The organism is Mycoplana sp. BE70 (assembly GCF_031455855.1).
Lineage (GTDB): Bacteria > Pseudomonadota > Alphaproteobacteria > Rhizobiales > Rhizobiaceae > Mycoplana.
This window is the reverse complement of record NZ_JAVDTM010000002.1, coordinates 328,438-344,960: the sequence shown is the minus strand read 5'-3', so window position 1 is coordinate 344,960 and position 16,523 is coordinate 328,438. Positions and strand designations below refer to the sequence as shown.

The window sequence follows — 16,523 nt, the reverse complement described above, 5'->3', positions numbered from 1 at the left end:
AAGACGCCCATGCAGAATGATCCCCGTTCCCACGGCCTGTGGGAAATGACCGCTCCGGCCGCTCCTGCGACGCAGACCCTTTCCGGCAGCTGCGAGGCCGACGTGGTGATCGTCGGGGGCGGATACACCGGCTTGTCCGCAGCGCTCCATCTTGCCGAGCGGGGAACGAAGGTCGTTGTGCTGGAAGGCAAGGAGATCGGCTTCGGCGGTTCGGGTCGCAATGTCGGGCTCGTCAATGCCGGCATGTGGACGATGCCGGACGAGTTGCCCGGCGTGCTCGGCCAACTCTACGGCGACCGGCTGCTGGATCTTCTCGGCAATGCGCCGAAGCTCGTCTTCGAACTGGTGCAGAAGCACGCGATCGAATGCGAGATCAATCCGGTCGGCACGCTGCATTGCGCGATCGGCAAGTCCGGGCTCGAGGAACTTCAGGCGCGCGCCGAACAGTGGCAACGGCGCGGCGCCCCGGTGACGCTGCTCGGCGCCGAGGAAACGGCCCGCCGGGTCGGCACCGCGGCCTATGCCGGCTCGCTTCTCGACATGCGCGCCGGCACGATCCAGCCGCTCGCCTATGTGCGCGGCCTGGCGCAGGCCGCAATCGCGGCAGGCGCGAAGGTGTACACCGCAAGCCCCGTGATTGGCGCCGAGCGGTCCGGCCGGCGCTGGACCGTAAAAACCGGAAAAGGTGCGGTGACCGCCGACTGGGTCATCGTCGCGACCAACGCCTACACGGTTTCTCCCTGGGCGGAGGTCCGAGCCGAACTCGTCCATCTGCCCTATTTCAATTTTGCCACCAGGCCGCTTTCGCCGGAGCTGCAGAAGAAGATCGTGCCGGGGCGTGAAGGCGTGTGGGACACCGCGGAGATCCTCTCCTCCTATCGTTATGACCAACGCGGTCGGCTCGTCTTCGGCAGCGTCGGTGCCTTGCGCGGGACGGGCGCGGCGATCCACAAGGCATGGGCACGGCGTGCGCTGAAGAAACTGTTCCCCGAGATCGGCGACGTCGCGTTCGAGGCGGAGTGGTACGGCCAGATCGGCATGACCGTCGATAACCTGCCGCGATTCCACCGGCTGGCCGAGAACGTCATCGGCTTTTCCGGCTATAACGGCCGCGGCATTGCGCCGGGGACGGTGTTCGGCAAGGTGCTGGCGCGGCACGTCGCCGGCGAGATCACCGAGAAAGACCTGCCTCTGCCGGTCACCGACCCGGTGGCGCAGAGCTTCCGGCCGGTTCGCGAGGGCTACTACGAAGTCGGCGCCCAGCTGGCGCATCTGGTGCAAGCGCGGATCTGACCGACTTTCTGCCATTCAAATTGAAAAACCCGCGCATTCGGCAATGTGCGGGTTTTTCAATTTGCAGTCGGTGTTCTCACCGCGTCCGCAGGCGCGGCAGGAAGATGGTGAGGATACCGAGCAGCGGCAGGTAGGAGCAGATGCGGTAAACGAAGGCGATGCCGTGGGTATCGGCGAAGACCCCGAGGGCGGCAGCGCCGAGACCGCCGGCGCCGAAGGCGAAGCCGAAGAAGACGCCGGCAATCAATCCGACGCGTCCAGGCACCAGTTCCTGGGCGAAGACGACGATCGCCGAGAAGGCGGAGGAAAAGATCAGACCGATCATTACGCTCAGCACGCCTGTCCAGAACAGGTTGGCGTAGGGCAGGAGCAGCGCGAAGGGGATCACGCCGAGGATCGAGAACCAGATGACGAAGCGTGCGCCGAAGCGGTCGCCGATCGGCCCGCCGAGGAAGACGCCGGCGGCGGAAGCGCCAAGGAACAGGAACAGCATCAGCTGTGCGTCCTGTACCGACAGGCCGAAACGCTCGATCGTGTAGAAGGTAAAGTAGCTGCCGATCGAGGACATGTAGACGTTCTTCGTCGCCGTCAGCAGCACGAGGACGGCGATCGCCCAGGCGACGCGACCGCGCGGCAGCGGCAAGGCGCGGCTGACCGCGGCGCGGCCGGCCATGCGCAGGCGCTCGGCGGCATACCAGCGGCCGACCCAGGTCAGGATCACCATGCCCAGCAGCGCTGAGACCGAGAACCAGGCGACGCTGGACTGGCCGAAGGGCAGCACGATGAACGCCGCAAGCAGCGGGCCGATGGCGGTGCCGGCATTGCCACCGACCTGGAACAGCGATTGGGCCAGGCCGTGGCGCCCGCCGGAGGCGGCGCGGGCGACGCGGGAGGATTCCGGGTGAAACACCGCCGATCCGAAGCCGATCAGGCAGGCGCCGAGAACGAGGATTGGGAACGAATGGGCGTAGGCGAGGAAGAACAGGCCGAAGAAGGTGCTGCCCATGCCGAGCGGCAGCGAGAACGGCATCGGCCAGCGGTCCGTCACCATGCCGACGACCGGCTGGAGCAGCGAGGCCGTCACCTGGAAGGCCATGGTGAGAAGGCCGATCTGCATGAAATCGAGCGCGTAGTTTTCCTTCAGGATCGGATAGAGCGACGTCAGCAGCGACTGCATGATGTCGTTCAGCATGTGGCAGACGCTGACGGCGACGATAATGGAGAAACTGGTTCGCGCGGCATGTGGCGGCGCGACGGTGACTGCCGTCGACATGCTGACCCTCAATGATTTCTGCAGAATTGATGACTGCCAAGCTTCCCATAGCGTGATTGCCTGCGGCCTGCTTTTGTGCTGAGGTCCAATTCTTTCGCAAGTGGGCCAGACGGATGCCAAAGCTCAACCCGAAACTGCTTTCGAGGCTTGATGACGACCATCTTCGCAATCTCGCGTGGATGGAGCAGTCAAATGCGGACGTGCTCGTGCACAGCAACGAGATCCCGCACGGCTATGTCGTGCCGCTGCACAGCCACCGGCGCACACAGGTACTTTGCGTCTTCGCCGGTGTCGTTCTGGTCGCCACCGCGCGCGGGCGCTGGATGATCCCGCCCGGCCATGCGCTGGTGATCCCGCGCGGGCTGAAGCATTCGGTGGAGATGTACAGCGATGTCAGCATGCGCTCGATCTACATTCTCGCGCCGAGCGGTCGCGCGGCCGCGGAGGTGCCTGAGGTGTTGGCGGTGACCGATCTGGCGCACCATCTGCTGGCGGAAGCGATCCGGCTGCAGGGGATGGACGGTGACGCGCATCGTGCCGACCTGGTGATGGCACTGCTCGTCGACGAAATCGGACGGCTCGAGCAGCAACCGCTGGGACTGCCGTTTCCGGCAAGTGCGCGGCTGGCAAGCCTCTGCCGGGACTTCCTCGACCATCCGGTGCCCGGAGCCAAGATCGATGACTGGGCGCGGCAGCTGAACATGAGCCGCCGCTCATTCACGCGCCTTTTTCGCGAGGAAACCGGCGTCAGCTTCACCACCTGGCGGCAACAGGCCTGCATTTTCGCTTGCCTGCCGCGGCTGGCGAACGGCGAGCCGGTGACGACGGTGGCGCTTGAAGCCGGCTACGAGAGCGTTCCGGCGTTCATCACCATGTTCAAGCGCATGCTCGGCTCGTCACCGCGCAGCTATTTCAGGGCGCGCGAGGCGGTCGCATAGCGGCATGGCAAAGGTCCGCTTTTCGGGAGGCGTCTCAAAAAGACCGGCCGACGCCGCTATTCAGGCACTGTTCTCAGCCTCACTTTGGGATTAGGAAGGTCGGGCGGGACCCATATCGGGACGCAACCGGGAGCGCTGGGCCGCACGGGGAGTGGACGTGTCTAGAACCATTTTGATCATCGGGATCGGCGCGGGCAACCCCGAGCACATCACCGTTCAGGCGATCAATGCCCTGAACCGGGCCGACGTGCTGCTCATTCCGACCAAGGGCGAGGAGAAGTCGTTTCTTGCCGACATGCGCCGCGACATCTGCGAGCGCTACCTTACTAATCCCGACACGCGCATCCATGACTACGCCGTGCCGCAGCGCCGCGCAGATGGCGGCTATGACGACGGCGTGCAGGACTGGCACCATGCCATCGCAAGAATCTATGAAGAGCTGATACTTGAAGTATCCACTGACCGCGAGGTGATAGGTCTGCTCGTCTGGGGCGACCCGATGCTCTATGACAGCACGATCCGTATCATCGAGCACGTGCGTGCCAATGGCCGCGTCGCCTTCGACCTCGAGGTCATTCCCGGTATCACCAGCATCCAGGCGCTCTGCGCCAGCCAGAAGATCGCGCTGAACCGCATCGGCCTGCCGGTCGAGATCACTACCGGCCGCAGGCTCTCGGAGGGCTGGCCGGCGGGGGTGGATGACGTCGTCGTCATGCTCGACGGCGTCGAGGCTTTTCGGGCCGTCGAGGACCGCGACGCCCACATTTATTGGGGTGCCTATCTTGGCACGGAACTGGAAATTACGCTTTCCGGCCGCCTCGGCGACGTCGCGGAGACGATTTCCGAGACGCGGCGCCGCGCGCGGGAGGAAAACGGCTGGATCATGGATACCTACCTGATCCGCCGTGCGCGCGAGACGGAGAGCGAGACGTGACGACGACGGTCTCTGCTCTGACGGACACTGCTTGCAGTCCCGCTGCCACCGCCGCGTCAGCGGCGCTTCGGCGTGGGTTCTGTCCGTCACTCGCTTCGCCGATGCGCACCGGCGACGGGTTGCTGGTCCGGTTGCGTCCGGCGCGCATCGGTCTAACACCTTCCGACTACATTGGGATCGCCCGGCTGACCGCAGCGCATGGCAACGGCCTGCTGGAGGTGACAGCGCGCGGCAACCTGCAGATCCGCGGCTTGCGCGAGGAGACGGTGCCGACGCTTGCCGCCGGACTGGCGGAGGCGGAGATCGATTTCCATCGGGGCGTTGCGGTAGAGACGCCGCCGCTGTCCGGCATCGATCCGAACGAGATCGCCGATGCCGAACCGCTCGCCGCCGCAATTCGCGCGGCCATCGCAGCCCATCTGCCGCCGCTGGTGCTGGCGCCCAAGCTGTCGATCATAATCGATGGCGGCGGAACGCTCGGCCTTTCCAATATGGTCGCCGACATCCGCCTGGACGCACGCCGTCGGGCCGACGGACTGTTCTGGCGCCTTTCGGTAGGCGGTGATGCGTGTTCGGCCGCTGAAGTGGCGGTCGTCGCCGATGACGATGCCGGCAGCGCACTCCTGACTGCGCTTGAGGCGCTTCATGGCCTCGGTCCCGTCGCCCGCGGCCGCGACCTCGACGCGGAGGCGTTGCGTTCGCAGATCGGATCGCTCGCCTGCTCTGCCGGTTTCGCGGACCTGTCGGCCCCGCGGTCACCGTCGCGGCCCGTCGGTCGCCATCGACTTGGCGAGGACACCGCCCTCGGCGTCGGTCTTGCCTATGGACAGACGAGTGCTGCGCATCTCGAGACGCTGATGCAGGGGCTCGCGTCGCTCGGCGCCACGGAGGTGCGGCTGGCGCCGCACCGGTCGCTGATTGTCCTCGGTCTCGCCGATGCGGCGATCGAACCGGCCATTGCCCTTGCCGAGCGCGAAGGCTTCTGGACGCAGGCCGACGAGCCTGGAAATGCGATCGCCGTATGCGCCGGTTCGGCCGGCTGCGCTTCGGGGCGGTTCGATACGAAGGCCGCGGCCGATCTTCTGGTGGCGGAGGGGCCCGATCTGCTGGACGGGTCGATGACCGTCCATATATCCGGCTGCGCCAAGGGATGCGCACATCCGCCCGCCGCGGCGTTGACGTTGGCCGGCCAGGACAATGGCGTCACGTTGGCAATTGATGCCCGCGCAGCCGACGAAACCGGTGTGACGGTGCCGGCCGACGCCCTCGGCGAGGCTTTTGCGCGTATCGTCGCGCTCTTTCGACAGGAACGACAACAGAAGGATACGGCGCGGCACACGTTCGATCGAATCGGCGCGTCCACGCTTGCCAAGGCTTTTCGGCAGGGTTCGCAATGACAGACTACGACTACATAAAAGATGGCAATGCCATCTACGAAAAATCCTTCGCCATCATTCGCGCTGAGGCCGATCTCGCCCGGTTTTCCGATGACGAGACCGATGTCGCCGTGCGGATGATCCATGCCTGCGGCCTGGTGGAGGCGGCGGACCAGATCGTGTTTTCGCCGGATTTCGTCGCGGCCGGCCGTCAGGCGTTGCGGAACGGTGCGCCGATCTTCTGCGATGCGGAGATGGTGGCGCGCGGCGTCACCGCAGCGCGGCTGCCCGCCGCAAACGAGGTGATCTGCACGCTGCGCGATCCGCGCACGCCCGATCTGGCGGCCGAGATCGGCAATTCGCGGTCGGCGGCGGCGATCCGCCTCTGGCTCGAGCGAATGGCCGGATCCGTCGTCGCCATCGGCAATGCCCCCACCGCTCTTTTCTACCTGTTGGAACTGTTGCGCGACGGCGCGCCGATGCCGGCGGCCATTCTCGGCATGCCGGTCGGTTTCGTCGGTGCGGCGGAATCCAAGGAGGCGCTGGCGGAAAACTCCTATGGCGTCCCCTTCGCCATCGTCCGCGGCCGCCTGGGTGGCAGCGCCATGACCGCGGCGGCGCTGAATTCGCTCGCGAGGGCGGGCCTGTGAGCGCGGTGCAGAAGGGCCGCCTCTACGGCGTGGGCACCGGTCCGGGCGATCCGGAGCTTTTGACGCTCAAGGCCGTGCGCGCGATCGGCGAGGCCGACGTGCTCGCCTTCTTCGCCAAGGCCGGCCGCTCCGGTAATGGGCGGAGGATCGTCGAAGGTCTTGTGAAGCCCGGTATCGTCGAGCTGCCGCTCTACTATCCGGTGACGACCGAGATCGACAAGGATCACGACGAGTACAAGCGCCAGATCACCGAATTCTATGACGCCTCGGCCGCAGCAGTCGCCGCGCATTTGGCGGCCGGCCGGACGGTGGCGATCCTCTCCGAAGGCGATCCGATGTTCTACGGTTCCTACATGCATCTGCATGTGCGGCTTGCCGACCGGTTCCCGACCGAGGTCATTCCCGGCATTACGGCGATGTCGGGCTGCTGGTCGCTCTCCGGCCTACCGATCGTGCAGGGCGACGACGTGCTGTCGGTGCTGCCGGGCACAATGGTGGAAGAGGAACTGTCGCGTCGGCTGGAGGACACCCAGGCGGCCGTCATCATGAAGGTTGGGCGCAACCTGCCGAAGATCCGCCGAGCCCTGTCGGCTGCCGGGCGGCTCGCCGAGGCGATCTATGTCGAGCGCGGCACGATGGCCGAAAGTAAATCGCTGCGGCTGTCCGAGAAGCTCGACGACACGGCACCCTACTTCTCGCTGGTGCTGGTGCCCGGCTGGAGCGGCCGGCCATGACGGGCACGGGCACGCTGTATGTGATCGGAACCGGACCGGGCAGTCCGGACCAGATGACGCCGGAGGCGGCAAGAGCGGTCGAGGCGTCGACCGAGTTCTTCGGCTATTTTCCCTATGTCGATCGCCTGTCGCTTCGTCCGGACCAGATCAAGGTCGCCTCCGACAACCGCGAAGAGCTGAACCGGGCCCAGGCGGCGCTGAACCGTGCGGCGGCCGGCGTCAACGTCTGTGTCGTGTCCGGTGGCGACCCCGGCGTCTTCGCGATGGCGGCGGCCGTCTGCGAGGCGATCGACGCGGGACCGGCCGAGTGGCGAGGCATCGACCTGGTGGTGGTTCCCGGCGTGACCGCGATGCTGGCCGTTGCGGCACGGATCGGTGCGCCGCTCGGCCATGATTTCTGCGCGATATCGCTGTCCGATAATCTGAAGCCCTGGCCGGTGATCGAAAGGCGGCTGCGCATGGTGGCGGAAGCCGGACTGGTCATCGCCCTCTACAATCCGATCAGCAAGGCGCGACCCTGGCAGCTCGGCACGGCATTCGAGATTTTGCGGAACGTGCTTCCGGCGGAAACGCCGGTGATCTTCGGCCGGGCTGCCGGACGACCGGACGAGCGGATGCTGGTGATGCCGCTCGGCGAGGCGGATGCCGCCCGCGCCGACATGGCGACCTGCGTCATCATCGGCTCGCCGCAGACGCGCGTGATCGCGCGCGAGGGCAGGCCCGATCTCGTTTATACGCCACGCTTCCTACCCGCGGAGGCCACATGATCGATCAACCGCAGCGCTTCCTCGACGGTTTCCGCCGTGGTGACGCCGCCCTGCCGTCCCCGATCGACCAGGATCACGGGAATACTGAGAGCGCGCGCCGCGGCGATCTTGGCGTAGGTGGCTTCACCGCCGCTGTTCTTGGAGACGACCACCTCGATGCGATGATCGCGCAAGAGCGCGGTCTCCTCCTCGACGGCGAAGGGACCGCGGGCGAGGATGTAGTCGACCGATGGGGCCGTCAACGGCGGCTCGACCGGGTCGACGCTGCGGACGATGTAATAGTGCTGCGGCGCGGCGTTGAAATGGAACGCCTCCTGCCGGCCGATTGCGAGAAAGACGCGACGCGGCTCGGCGCCGAGGGCCCCGACCGCGTCTGCCAGCGTTGCGACACGGGTCCAGCGGTCGCCATCGACGGCCTGCCAGCCGGTCCGCTCGAGGCGGATCCGCGGCGTGCCGGCCCGGTCTGCAGCCTGTTCGGCATTGACGGAAATCTGGCGGGCAAAAGGATGAGTCGCGTCGATCAGCAGATCGATGCCGTTCGCGGCGAGGTAGTCCGCCAAGCCGGCCGCGCCACCGAAGCCGCCGGTTCGGACGGGAACGGGTTGCGGTGCTGGATCGATCGTGCGCCCGGCGAGCGACAGGGTCACATCGAAATCGTCGCGCGGCGCAAGCCGGCGCGCCAGTTCGCGCGCTTCCGTGGTGCCGCCCAGAATGAGGATGCGTCTCTTGTCCACGCCTGATCCGTCCGTTGTCCCTGCCGTATCGCCGCCCTGGCTGACCATCGTCGGGATCGGCGAGGATGGTTTAGCCGGTCTCGGCGATGCGGCCAAGGCAGCAATCGCCAAGGCCGAGATCGTCTTCGGCGGCGCGCGACACCTGGAACTCGCAGCCGCGGCCATCATCGGCGAAAGCCGTGCCTGGCTCAGCCCGTTCGAGCGCTCCGTGGAAGCCGTGCTTGCCGCACGCGCCCGACCGGTGGTGGTGCTCGCCTCGGGCGATCCCTTCTTCTACGGCGTCGGCGTGACGCTGTCGCGGACAATCCCGCGAGCGGAGATGACGGTTTTTCCCGCGCCGTCTTCCTTCAGTCTCGCCGCCTCCCGCATGCGCTGGGCGTTGCAGGATGCGACCTGCGTCTCGCTGCACGGGCGTCCGATCGACCTGATCCGGCCGCACCTGCATTCGGGCAGCCGCATCCTGGCCCTGACCTCCGACAGCGACGGTCCGCGCGCGCTCTCGGCATTGCTCACGCAAGCCGGATTCGGTGCGTCGGCCTTGACTGTTTTGGAAGCGCTCGGCGGCACGCGCGAAAGGGTGAGCACGCACCGTGCCGACCGGTTCGCGCTCGACGAAACCGACATGCTCAACGTTTGCGCGGTCGAGGTCGCAGCCGGTGCGGCAGCACGCGTGCTGCCGTTCACGTCCGGGCTGGACGACACGCTGTTCGAGCACGACGGCCAGATCACCAAGCGCGAGGTTCGCGCACTCACCCTTTCGACGCTTGCGCCGCGGCACGGTGAGCTCCTCTGGGACATCGGCGCGGGGTCCGGCTCGATCGGCATCGAGTGGATGCTCGCCGATCCGTCGCTGCGGGCGGTCGCAATCGAGGCGGTGCCGGAGCGGACTGCGCGCATCCGGCAAAACGCGGCCCACTTTGGTGTCCCGGGGCTTGCCGTCGTTGAGAGCGCCGCGCCCGGCGCGCTGGTGGGCCTGGCCGTGCCAGACGCCATCTTCATTGGCGGCGGCGGCAGCGAGGACGGCGTGTTCGATGCGGCGATTGCCGCGCTGAAACCCGGCGGTCGGCTGGTCGCCAATGCGGTGACGATCGAGATGGAGGCGGTGCTTCTCGCAGCGCATGCGCGCCTGGGAGGTTCGCTGATCCGCATCGACATTGCCCGGGCCGGACCGATCGGCCAGATGACCGGCTGGCGGCCGGCCATGCCGGTCACCCAATGGAGCTGGCGAAAGCCGGCTAATGAAATCGAGGAACAAGAATGACTGTCCATTTCATCGGCGCCGGACCGGGCGCGGCCGACCTGATCACCGTGCGCGGGCGCGACCTGATCGGCAAATGCTCGGTTTGCCTCTATGCCGGCTCGATCGTCTCGCCGGAGCTGTTGCAATACTGCCCACCGGGCGTCCGCATCGTGGATACCGCGCCGATGTCGCTCGACGAGATCGAGGCGGAATATGTAAGGGCGGCGGAGGCAGGCGAGGACGTGGCGCGGCTGCATTCCGGCGATCTGTCGGTGTGGAGCGCCGTCGCCGAGCAGATCCGCCGGCTGGAGAAGCACGCGATCGACTACACGCTGACACCCGGTGTGCCGTCCTTTGCGGCGGCGGCGGCGGCGCTGAAGCGTGAGCTGACGATCCCGGCGGTCGCCCAGAGCCTGGTGCTTACCCGCGTGTCCGGCCGCGCCTCGCCGATGCCGAACCGGGAAACGCTGCAGGGTTTTGGAGCGACGGGCGCAACGCTCGCGATCCATCTGGCCATCCACGCGCTCGACCAGGTGGTTGCCGAACTGGTGCCGCACTATGGTGCCGATTGCCCGGTGGCGATCGTGGTCAAGGCGTCCTGGCCGGACGAGCGGATCGTGCGCGGCACGCTCGCGGACATCGCCGCCAAGGTCGCCGAGGAGCCGATCGAGCGCACCGCGCTGGTCTTCGTCGGGCGGACGCTCGCGGCCGAGGATTTTCGCGAGAGCTCGCTTTACGATCCGGCCTACCAGCGGCGCTTTCGCGGGCGGGGCGAATGAGGCGCTGACGCAGGTCAACGACCTTGCGTCATCACCATTTCCTCGAAGGCGAGGGACGCCTTCGAACGATGGCGCTCGCGATGGCGCAGCATCAGGAATTCGCGCTCCGGCAGGGTGAAGTCGAGCTTCACCAGCCGGCCCGCATCGATGTCCGCCTGCACGATCAACTCCGACAAGGCTCCGAGGAAGGGCCCGGCGCGAACCGCAGCGCGCACCGCCTCGTTGGAGGGCAGCGTCAACTCGGCTGTGAGCTGCCCCGGCCTGGCCTCAAGTGCGGCTGTGAGGACGGAGCGGGTGCCTGACCCCGGTTCACGCAGCACCCACCGCGCGGCAAGCAGATCGTCCCGCTCGATGCCGCGCCGTTGCGCCAACGGATGGTCCGGCCGTGCAACGATGACGAGGCGATCGCGGGCGACCACCTGCTGTGTCAACAGAACGCTGTCGATCGCTCCTTCCACGAGACCGATTTCCGCCGCTCCGTCGATTACGGCCGCGGCGACGAGTTCGGTGTTGGCGGCGGTCACGCGCAGATCCAGGCCGGGGTAGCTCGAATGCAGGTGCATCACCACCGGTGGCAGCCAGTAGCTGGCGATGGTCTGGCTGGCATGCAGCGTCAGCGAACCCCGCCGCAGATCGCCAACCTCCGCCAGGAAGAGCTCCGCTTCCCGTGCCCGCGCCACCGTCGCCTTCGCTTCTGAAAGGAAGGCGCGCCCCGTTTCCGTCAGCTCGATCCGGCGGCCGGTCCGATGAAAGAGGGCAACCGAGTATCGCTCCTCGAGCGTGCGGACGGCCGAGCTGACGGCCGACGGCGTCAGGTGCAATGCCAGTGCTGCCTGGGTGAGATGCTCGCGTTCGGCAACGGCGATGAAGATGCGAAGCTGTTCCAGCGTCATGACGATCATTCAAAAATATCGAACGAAACGTACCTTATTTGCCGATGGATTGCACAAAAAATTTCCGTCATTGAAGGCGCATGAGCAAAGTCATTCCATTTCGCGCCTACATCCCGGGCGTGGTTCTTTCGCTGGCCGTGGCCGGCCTTGCGCTTCTTGGCGACTTCGCCGAGCGGCAACTGACAGGGGAGGCGTGGATTGAGGCGCTCGTGCTGGCAATCCTGCTTGGCGCGGTCGTGCGGCTTCTGCTTCGACGGCCTGCGACCTTCGACCCCGGTATCGAATTCAGCGCCAAATACTTCCTGGAGATCGCCATCGTCCTGCTCGGCTCCGGCATCAGCGCGGCGGCCCTTGCCTCGATCGGGCCGGAAATGCTCGGAGCGATCGCGTTCGTCGTGTTTTGCGTGCTTGCGGTCAGCTATGGCATCGGCCGCTTTCTTGGCCTGCCGAAGCGAATGGCCGTGCTGGTCGCCTGTGGCAATTCGATCTGCGGCAATTCGGCGATCGCCGCGACCGCGCCGGTCATCCAGGCGCGACCCGACGACGTCGCGTCCTCGATCGCCTTCACCGCCGTGCTCGGCGTCTTGACGGTGCTGCTCCTGCCGTTGCTGGTGCCCGTTTTGCGGCTTTCGGGTGTCGACTATGGCATTCTGGCCGGCATGACCGTCTATGCGGTTCCGCAGGTCTTCGCAGCCACGGCCCCGGTCTCGGCCGTCAGCGTGCAGGTGGGCATGCTGGTCAAGCTCGTGCGCGTGATGATGCTCGGGCCGGTCGTGCTGCTGCTGTCGCTGGTGTCGACGAGTCGGTCGGGCGGCGGTCGCCGCCGGCCGCCGCTGCACCGTCTCGTCCCGTGGTTCATCGTTGGCTTCCTGCTGACGCTGGCCGCCCGCTCGCTCGGTTTGATCGGCGAGCCGGCGGCCCTGGTTTTGAGCAAGGCGTCCGGCGCCCTGACCGTCGTTGCCATGGCCGCCCTCGGGCTCGGTGTCGACGTCCGCAAGGTCATGCAGGCCGGGATGCGGGTGAGCGCCACCGTGCTCCTGTCGCTGCTGGCGCTGCTTGCGGCGAGCTACGCGATGATCCTGCTGCTGCAGGCAAGCGCGGCCTGATGGCCTATTCGGCGGCTTCGCTCAGCGGTGCCGGCACATAGTTCAACACCGGCCCCAGCCAACGCTCGACCTCGGCGATGGCCATGCCTTTGCGCCGGGCGTAGTCCTGAATCTGGTCGCGCTCGACCTTGGCGACGCCGAAGTAGTAGCTTTCCGGGCAGGCGATGTAGAGGCCGGAGACGGACGAGCCCGGCCACATCGCCATGCTTTCGGTGAGTTGGACGCCGATTTCCTTTTCCGCGTCGAGCAGCCGGAAGAGCGTCGTTTTTTCCGTGTGGTCCGGCTGGGCTGGATAGCCCGGTGCGGGACGAATGCCGGCGTAGGGCTCGGCGACCAGGTCCTGCGGCGTGTGGCTTTCCTCCGGGGCATAGGCCCAGAGTTCCTTGCGGACATACTCGTGCATCCGCTCGGCGAACGCCTCGGCGAAGCGATCGGCCAGCGCCTTGACCAGGATCGACGAATAGTCGTCATTGGCGCGCTCGAAGCGTTCGGCAATGGCGATCTCGCCGATGCCGGCGGTGACGACGAAACCGCCGATATAGTCGGAAAGTCCGCTTTCCTGCGGCGCGACGAAATCGGAGAGCGCCAGGTTCGGCCGGCCATCGCGCTTCGACAACTGCTGGCGCAGGGTGAAGAAGGTCGCAAGCTCCGTAGACCGCGTTTCGTCGGTGAAGAGGCGGATGTCGTCACCGACGGCATTCGCCGGCCAGAAGCCGACGACCGCCTTGGGGGTGAACCATTTTTCGGCGATGATCTTCTCCAGCATCGCCTGTGCATCGGCAAAGAGCTGGCGGGCGGCCTCGCCCTGCCTTTCGTCGTCGAGGATCCTCGGATAGACGCCCTTCAGTTCCCAGGTCTGGAAGAACGGCGTCCAGTCGATGTAGCGGGCAAGCTCCGCCAGGTCCCAGTCCTGCCAGACGCGGGTGCCGAGGAAGGAGGGCGTCTTCGGTCGGTAGGCCGGCCAGTCGGGCTTGAAGGCGTTTTCGCGCGCCCGCGCCAGCGGCAGGCGCTGCTTTTCCGCTTCTGCCCGCATGTGCGCATCGGCGACCTTGCGGTATTCCGCCTGCAGCGTTTCGACGTAACCAGCCTTTTGTTCGGGTGAGAGCAGGCTGGAGACGATGCCGACGGCGCGGCTGGCGTCGGTGACGTAGACAGCCTGGCCCTTTTCGTAGCGCGGGTGGATTTTCACTGCCGTGTGCACGCGGCTGGTCGTGGCGCCGCCGATCAGGAGCGGAATGTCGAAGCCTTCGCGCTCCATCTCGCTTGCCACGTGCGCCATCTCGTCGAGCGAGGGGGTGATCAGGCCGGACAGGCCGATGATGTCGACCTTCTCGGCGCGGGCGGTTTCAAGGACCTTGGCTGCCGGCACCATGACGCCGAGGTCGATGATCTCATAATTGTTGCAGGCGAGCACGACGCCGACGATGTTCTTGCCGATGTCGTGCACGTCACCCTTCACCGTCGCCATCAGGATCCTGCCGGCGCTCTCGCGTGCGGCACCGCCGTTGGCAAGCTTTTCCGCCTCCATGTAGGGCAGCAGCACGGCAACCGCCTGCTTCATCACGCGCGCCGACTTCACCACCTGCGGCAGGAACATCTTTCCCGCGCCGAAGAGGTCGCCGACGACGTTCATGCCGGCCATCAGCGGGCCTTCGATGACATGCAGCGGCCGCTCGGCGGCCAAGCGGGCCTCCTCCGTGTCTGCCTCGATGAATTCGGTGATGCCGTTGACGAGCGCGTGCGACAGCCGCTTCTCGACCGGCCAGTCGCGCCAGGCGAGATCCTTTTCCTTCGCTTCCCTGCCGCCGGTGCCCTTGAAGCGCTCGGCGATCTCCAGGAGCCGTTCGGTCGCCGTGCCGCCGGCCTTCGGTACGCGGTTCAGCACCACGTCCTCGCAGGCCTCGCGCAGTTCCGCGTCGATCGTGTCGTAGACGGCGAGCTGGCCGGCATTGACGATGCCCATGTCCATGCCGGCCTGGATCGCGTGGTAGAGGAACACCGCATGCATCGCCTCGCGCACGGGCTCGTTGCCGCGGAAGGAGAAGGAGAGGTTGGAAACGCCGCCGGAGACGTGCACGTGCGGCAGCGTCTTAACGATCTGGCGCGCGGCCTCGATGAAGTCGACGCCGTAGTTGTCGTGTTCCTCGATGCCGGTGGCGACGGCAAAGATATTGGGATCGAAGATGATGTCCTCCGGCGGAACGCCGGCCACCTCGGTCAGCAGCTTGTAGGCGCGGCTGCAGATCTCGACCTTGCGCTGCTGCGTGTCGGCCTGGCCCTTTTCGTCAAAGGCCATGACGACGACGGCGGCGCCATAGGCGCGCACGAGGCGGGCGTGATGGAGGAAGGCTTCTTCGCCTTCCTTCAGTGAGATCGAGTTGACGAGCGGCTTGCCCTGCACGCATTTCAGGCCGGCCTCGATCACCTCCCATTTGGACGAATCGATCATGATCGGCACGCGGGCGATGTCCGGCTCGGCGGCGACGCGGTTGAGGAACTCCGTCATCGCCCTCGCCGAATCGATCAGGCCTTCGTCCATGTTGACGTCGATGATCTGGGCGCCGTTCGCGACCTGGTCGCGGGCAACGTCGAGGGCTGCCGCAAAGTCGCCGGCGGTGATCAGCTTGCGGAATTTTGCCGAGCCGGTGACGTTGGTGCGCTCGCCGACGTTGACGAAGGGAATGTCCTTGGTGAGCGTGAAGGGCTCCAGCCCGGACAGGCGCATGTGGCGGGGGATGTCCGGGATCTGCCGCGGCGCGTGGCGGCTGGCCGCCTCGGCGATCGCCCTGATGTGGTCCGGCGTCGAGCCACAGCAGCCGCCAACGATGTTGACGAGGCCGTCGCGCATGAAGCCTTCGATCTGTGCGGCCATCTGTTCCGCCGTCTCGTCGTACTTGCCGAAGGCGTTCGGCAGGCCGGCATTCGGATAGGCGCAGACGAAGGTGTCGGCAACGGATGAAATCTCGTCCAGATGCGCGCGCATCGCGTTGGCGCCGAGGGCACAGTTGAGGCCGATCGAAAACGGCTGTGCGTGGCGCACCGAGTTCCAGAACGCTTCCGGCGTCTGGCCGGAGAGGGTGCGGCCGGAGAGGTCGGTGATCGTGCCGGAGATCATGACGGGCAGCTCGATGCCCTTCTCGGCGAACACTTCCCTGGTCGCAAAGATCGCCGCCTTGGCGTTCAGCGTGTCGAAAATCGTCTCGATCAGGATGATGTCGGCGCCGCCGTCGATGAGGCCACGCAGCTGGTCGGCATAGGCGAGCCGGAGATCATCGAAGGTGACGGCGCGGTAGCCGGGATTGTTGACGTCGGGCGAGATCGAGGCGGTGCGGTTCGTTGGTCCGAGCGCGCCGGCGACGAAACGGCGCTTGCCGTCCTTTTCCTGCGCACGCAACCCGGCACGGCGGGCCAGTCGCGCGCCGTCGCGGTTCAGTTCATAGACGAGTGCTTCCATGCCGTAGTCGGCCTGGGCGATCGCGGTGGAGGAAAACGTATTGGTCTCCAGGATGTCCGCGCCGGCAAGCGCGTAGCGATAGTGGATGTCTTCGATCGCGGCCGGCTGCGTCAGCGTCAGGAGGTCGTTGTTGCCCTGCTGGTGGCAGGCGCAGTCGCCGAAACGGCTGCCGCGGAAATCCGCCTCGATGAGGCCAAGCGTCTGGATTTCCGTACCCATGGCGCCGTCGAGAACGAGAATGCGTTCCTTCGCAGCAGTTTGAAGCGCGTCGGCGATGTCCTTGCCAGTGCGAGGTGAAAGTTCGGGACCGAACAGGTCGTCGAGGTCGGCTGCTGCCATGGCAAAGCCCTCC

Annotated in this window: 14 protein-coding genes; 10 read left to right on the top strand and 4 right to left on the bottom strand. The window is 66.3% G+C overall.

From position 1 onward, the window contains the following. Positions 1-9 precede the first annotated feature (9 nt). Entirely contained in the window at positions 10-1,293 is a 1,284-nt protein-coding gene (locus J2Y48_RS04975; RefSeq protein ID WP_310413634.1) for an FAD-binding oxidoreductase, read from the top strand. 76 nt (positions 1,294-1,369) lie between these two features. On the opposite strand, the gene J2Y48_RS04970 is transcribed toward J2Y48_RS04975, so the two are convergent. Further along, on the bottom strand, positions 1,370-2,566 hold the full coding sequence (locus J2Y48_RS04970) for an MFS transporter (protein ID WP_310413631.1): 1,197 nt from the start codon (positions 2,564-2,566) through the stop codon (positions 1,370-1,372). Between the two features lie 113 nt (positions 2,567-2,679). On the opposite strand from J2Y48_RS04970, the gene J2Y48_RS04965 reads away from it, so the two are divergent. The 6 genes from J2Y48_RS04965 to J2Y48_RS04940 all read left to right on the top strand — a co-directional run bounded on the left by J2Y48_RS04965 (position 2,680) and on the right by J2Y48_RS04940 (position 7,965). Then, entirely contained in the window at positions 2,680-3,504 is an 825-nt protein-coding gene (locus J2Y48_RS04965) for a helix-turn-helix transcriptional regulator (protein ID WP_310413628.1), read from the top strand. Between the two features lie 157 nt (positions 3,505-3,661). Next, a complete protein-coding gene (gene cobF / locus J2Y48_RS04960; RefSeq protein ID WP_310413625.1) occupies positions 3,662-4,438 on the top strand; it encodes a precorrin-6A synthase (deacetylating) in 777 nt (258 codons plus the stop codon). After that, positions 4,435-5,835, top strand: a complete 1,401-nt coding sequence (gene cobG, locus J2Y48_RS04955; protein WP_310413622.1) for a precorrin-3B synthase — start codon at positions 4,435-4,437, stop codon at positions 5,833-5,835. Before cobF ends, cobG begins: the two co-directional genes overlap by 4 nt. Beyond that, a complete protein-coding gene (locus J2Y48_RS04950) occupies positions 5,832-6,464 on the top strand; it encodes a precorrin-8X methylmutase (RefSeq protein ID WP_310413619.1) in 633 nt (210 codons plus the stop codon). Before cobG ends, J2Y48_RS04950 begins: the two co-directional genes overlap by 4 nt. Further along, positions 6,461-7,198 carry a precorrin-2 C(20)-methyltransferase gene (locus J2Y48_RS04945; RefSeq protein ID WP_310413616.1) on the top strand — a complete coding sequence of 246 codons (738 nt, stop codon included), beginning with the start codon at positions 6,461-6,463 and terminating at the stop codon, positions 7,196-7,198. Before J2Y48_RS04950 ends, J2Y48_RS04945 begins: the two co-directional genes overlap by 4 nt. Then, a complete protein-coding gene (locus tag J2Y48_RS04940) occupies positions 7,195-7,965 on the top strand; it encodes a precorrin-3B C(17)-methyltransferase (RefSeq protein WP_310413613.1) in 771 nt (256 codons plus the stop codon). Before J2Y48_RS04945 ends, J2Y48_RS04940 begins: the two co-directional genes overlap by 4 nt. On the opposite strand, the gene J2Y48_RS04935 is transcribed toward J2Y48_RS04940, so the two are convergent. Next, positions 7,929-8,699 (bottom strand): cobalt-precorrin-6A reductase, encoded by a 771-nt coding sequence (locus J2Y48_RS04935; protein WP_310413610.1) that lies wholly within the window; start codon positions 8,697-8,699, stop codon positions 7,929-7,931. The two genes, J2Y48_RS04940 and J2Y48_RS04935, sit on opposite strands and share 37 nt — an antisense overlap. On the opposite strand from J2Y48_RS04935, the gene cbiE reads away from it, so the two are divergent. Both cbiE and cobM read left to right on the top strand, forming a co-directional pair. Beyond that, positions 8,683-9,960 (top strand): precorrin-6y C5,15-methyltransferase (decarboxylating) subunit CbiE, encoded by a 1,278-nt coding sequence (gene cbiE, locus J2Y48_RS04930; protein ID WP_310414311.1) that lies wholly within the window; start codon positions 8,683-8,685, stop codon positions 9,958-9,960. The two genes, J2Y48_RS04935 and cbiE, sit on opposite strands and share 17 nt — an antisense overlap. After that, positions 9,957-10,718, top strand: a complete 762-nt coding sequence (gene cobM / locus J2Y48_RS04925) for a precorrin-4 C(11)-methyltransferase (protein WP_310413607.1) — start codon at positions 9,957-9,959, stop codon at positions 10,716-10,718. Before cbiE ends, cobM begins: the two co-directional genes overlap by 4 nt. A 14-nt stretch (positions 10,719-10,732) precedes the next feature. On the opposite strand, the gene J2Y48_RS04920 is transcribed toward cobM, so the two are convergent. Further along, positions 10,733-11,611 carry a LysR substrate-binding domain-containing protein gene (locus J2Y48_RS04920; protein ID WP_310414309.1) on the bottom strand — a complete coding sequence of 293 codons (879 nt, stop codon included), beginning with the start codon at positions 11,609-11,611 and terminating at the stop codon, positions 10,733-10,735. An 80-nt stretch (positions 11,612-11,691) separates the two neighbouring features. On the opposite strand from J2Y48_RS04920, the gene J2Y48_RS04915 reads away from it, so the two are divergent. Further along, entirely contained in the window at positions 11,692-12,717 is a 1,026-nt protein-coding gene (locus tag J2Y48_RS04915) for a putative sulfate exporter family transporter (RefSeq protein ID WP_310413605.1), read from the top strand. Between the two features lie 4 nt (positions 12,718-12,721). Here the strand turns inward: J2Y48_RS04915 and metH are convergent, their stop codons facing one another. Next, on the bottom strand, positions 12,722-16,510 hold the full coding sequence (metH, locus tag J2Y48_RS04910; protein ID WP_310413602.1) for a methionine synthase: 3,789 nt from the start codon (positions 16,508-16,510) through the stop codon (positions 12,722-12,724). Positions 16,511-16,523: the final 13 nt, after the last annotated feature.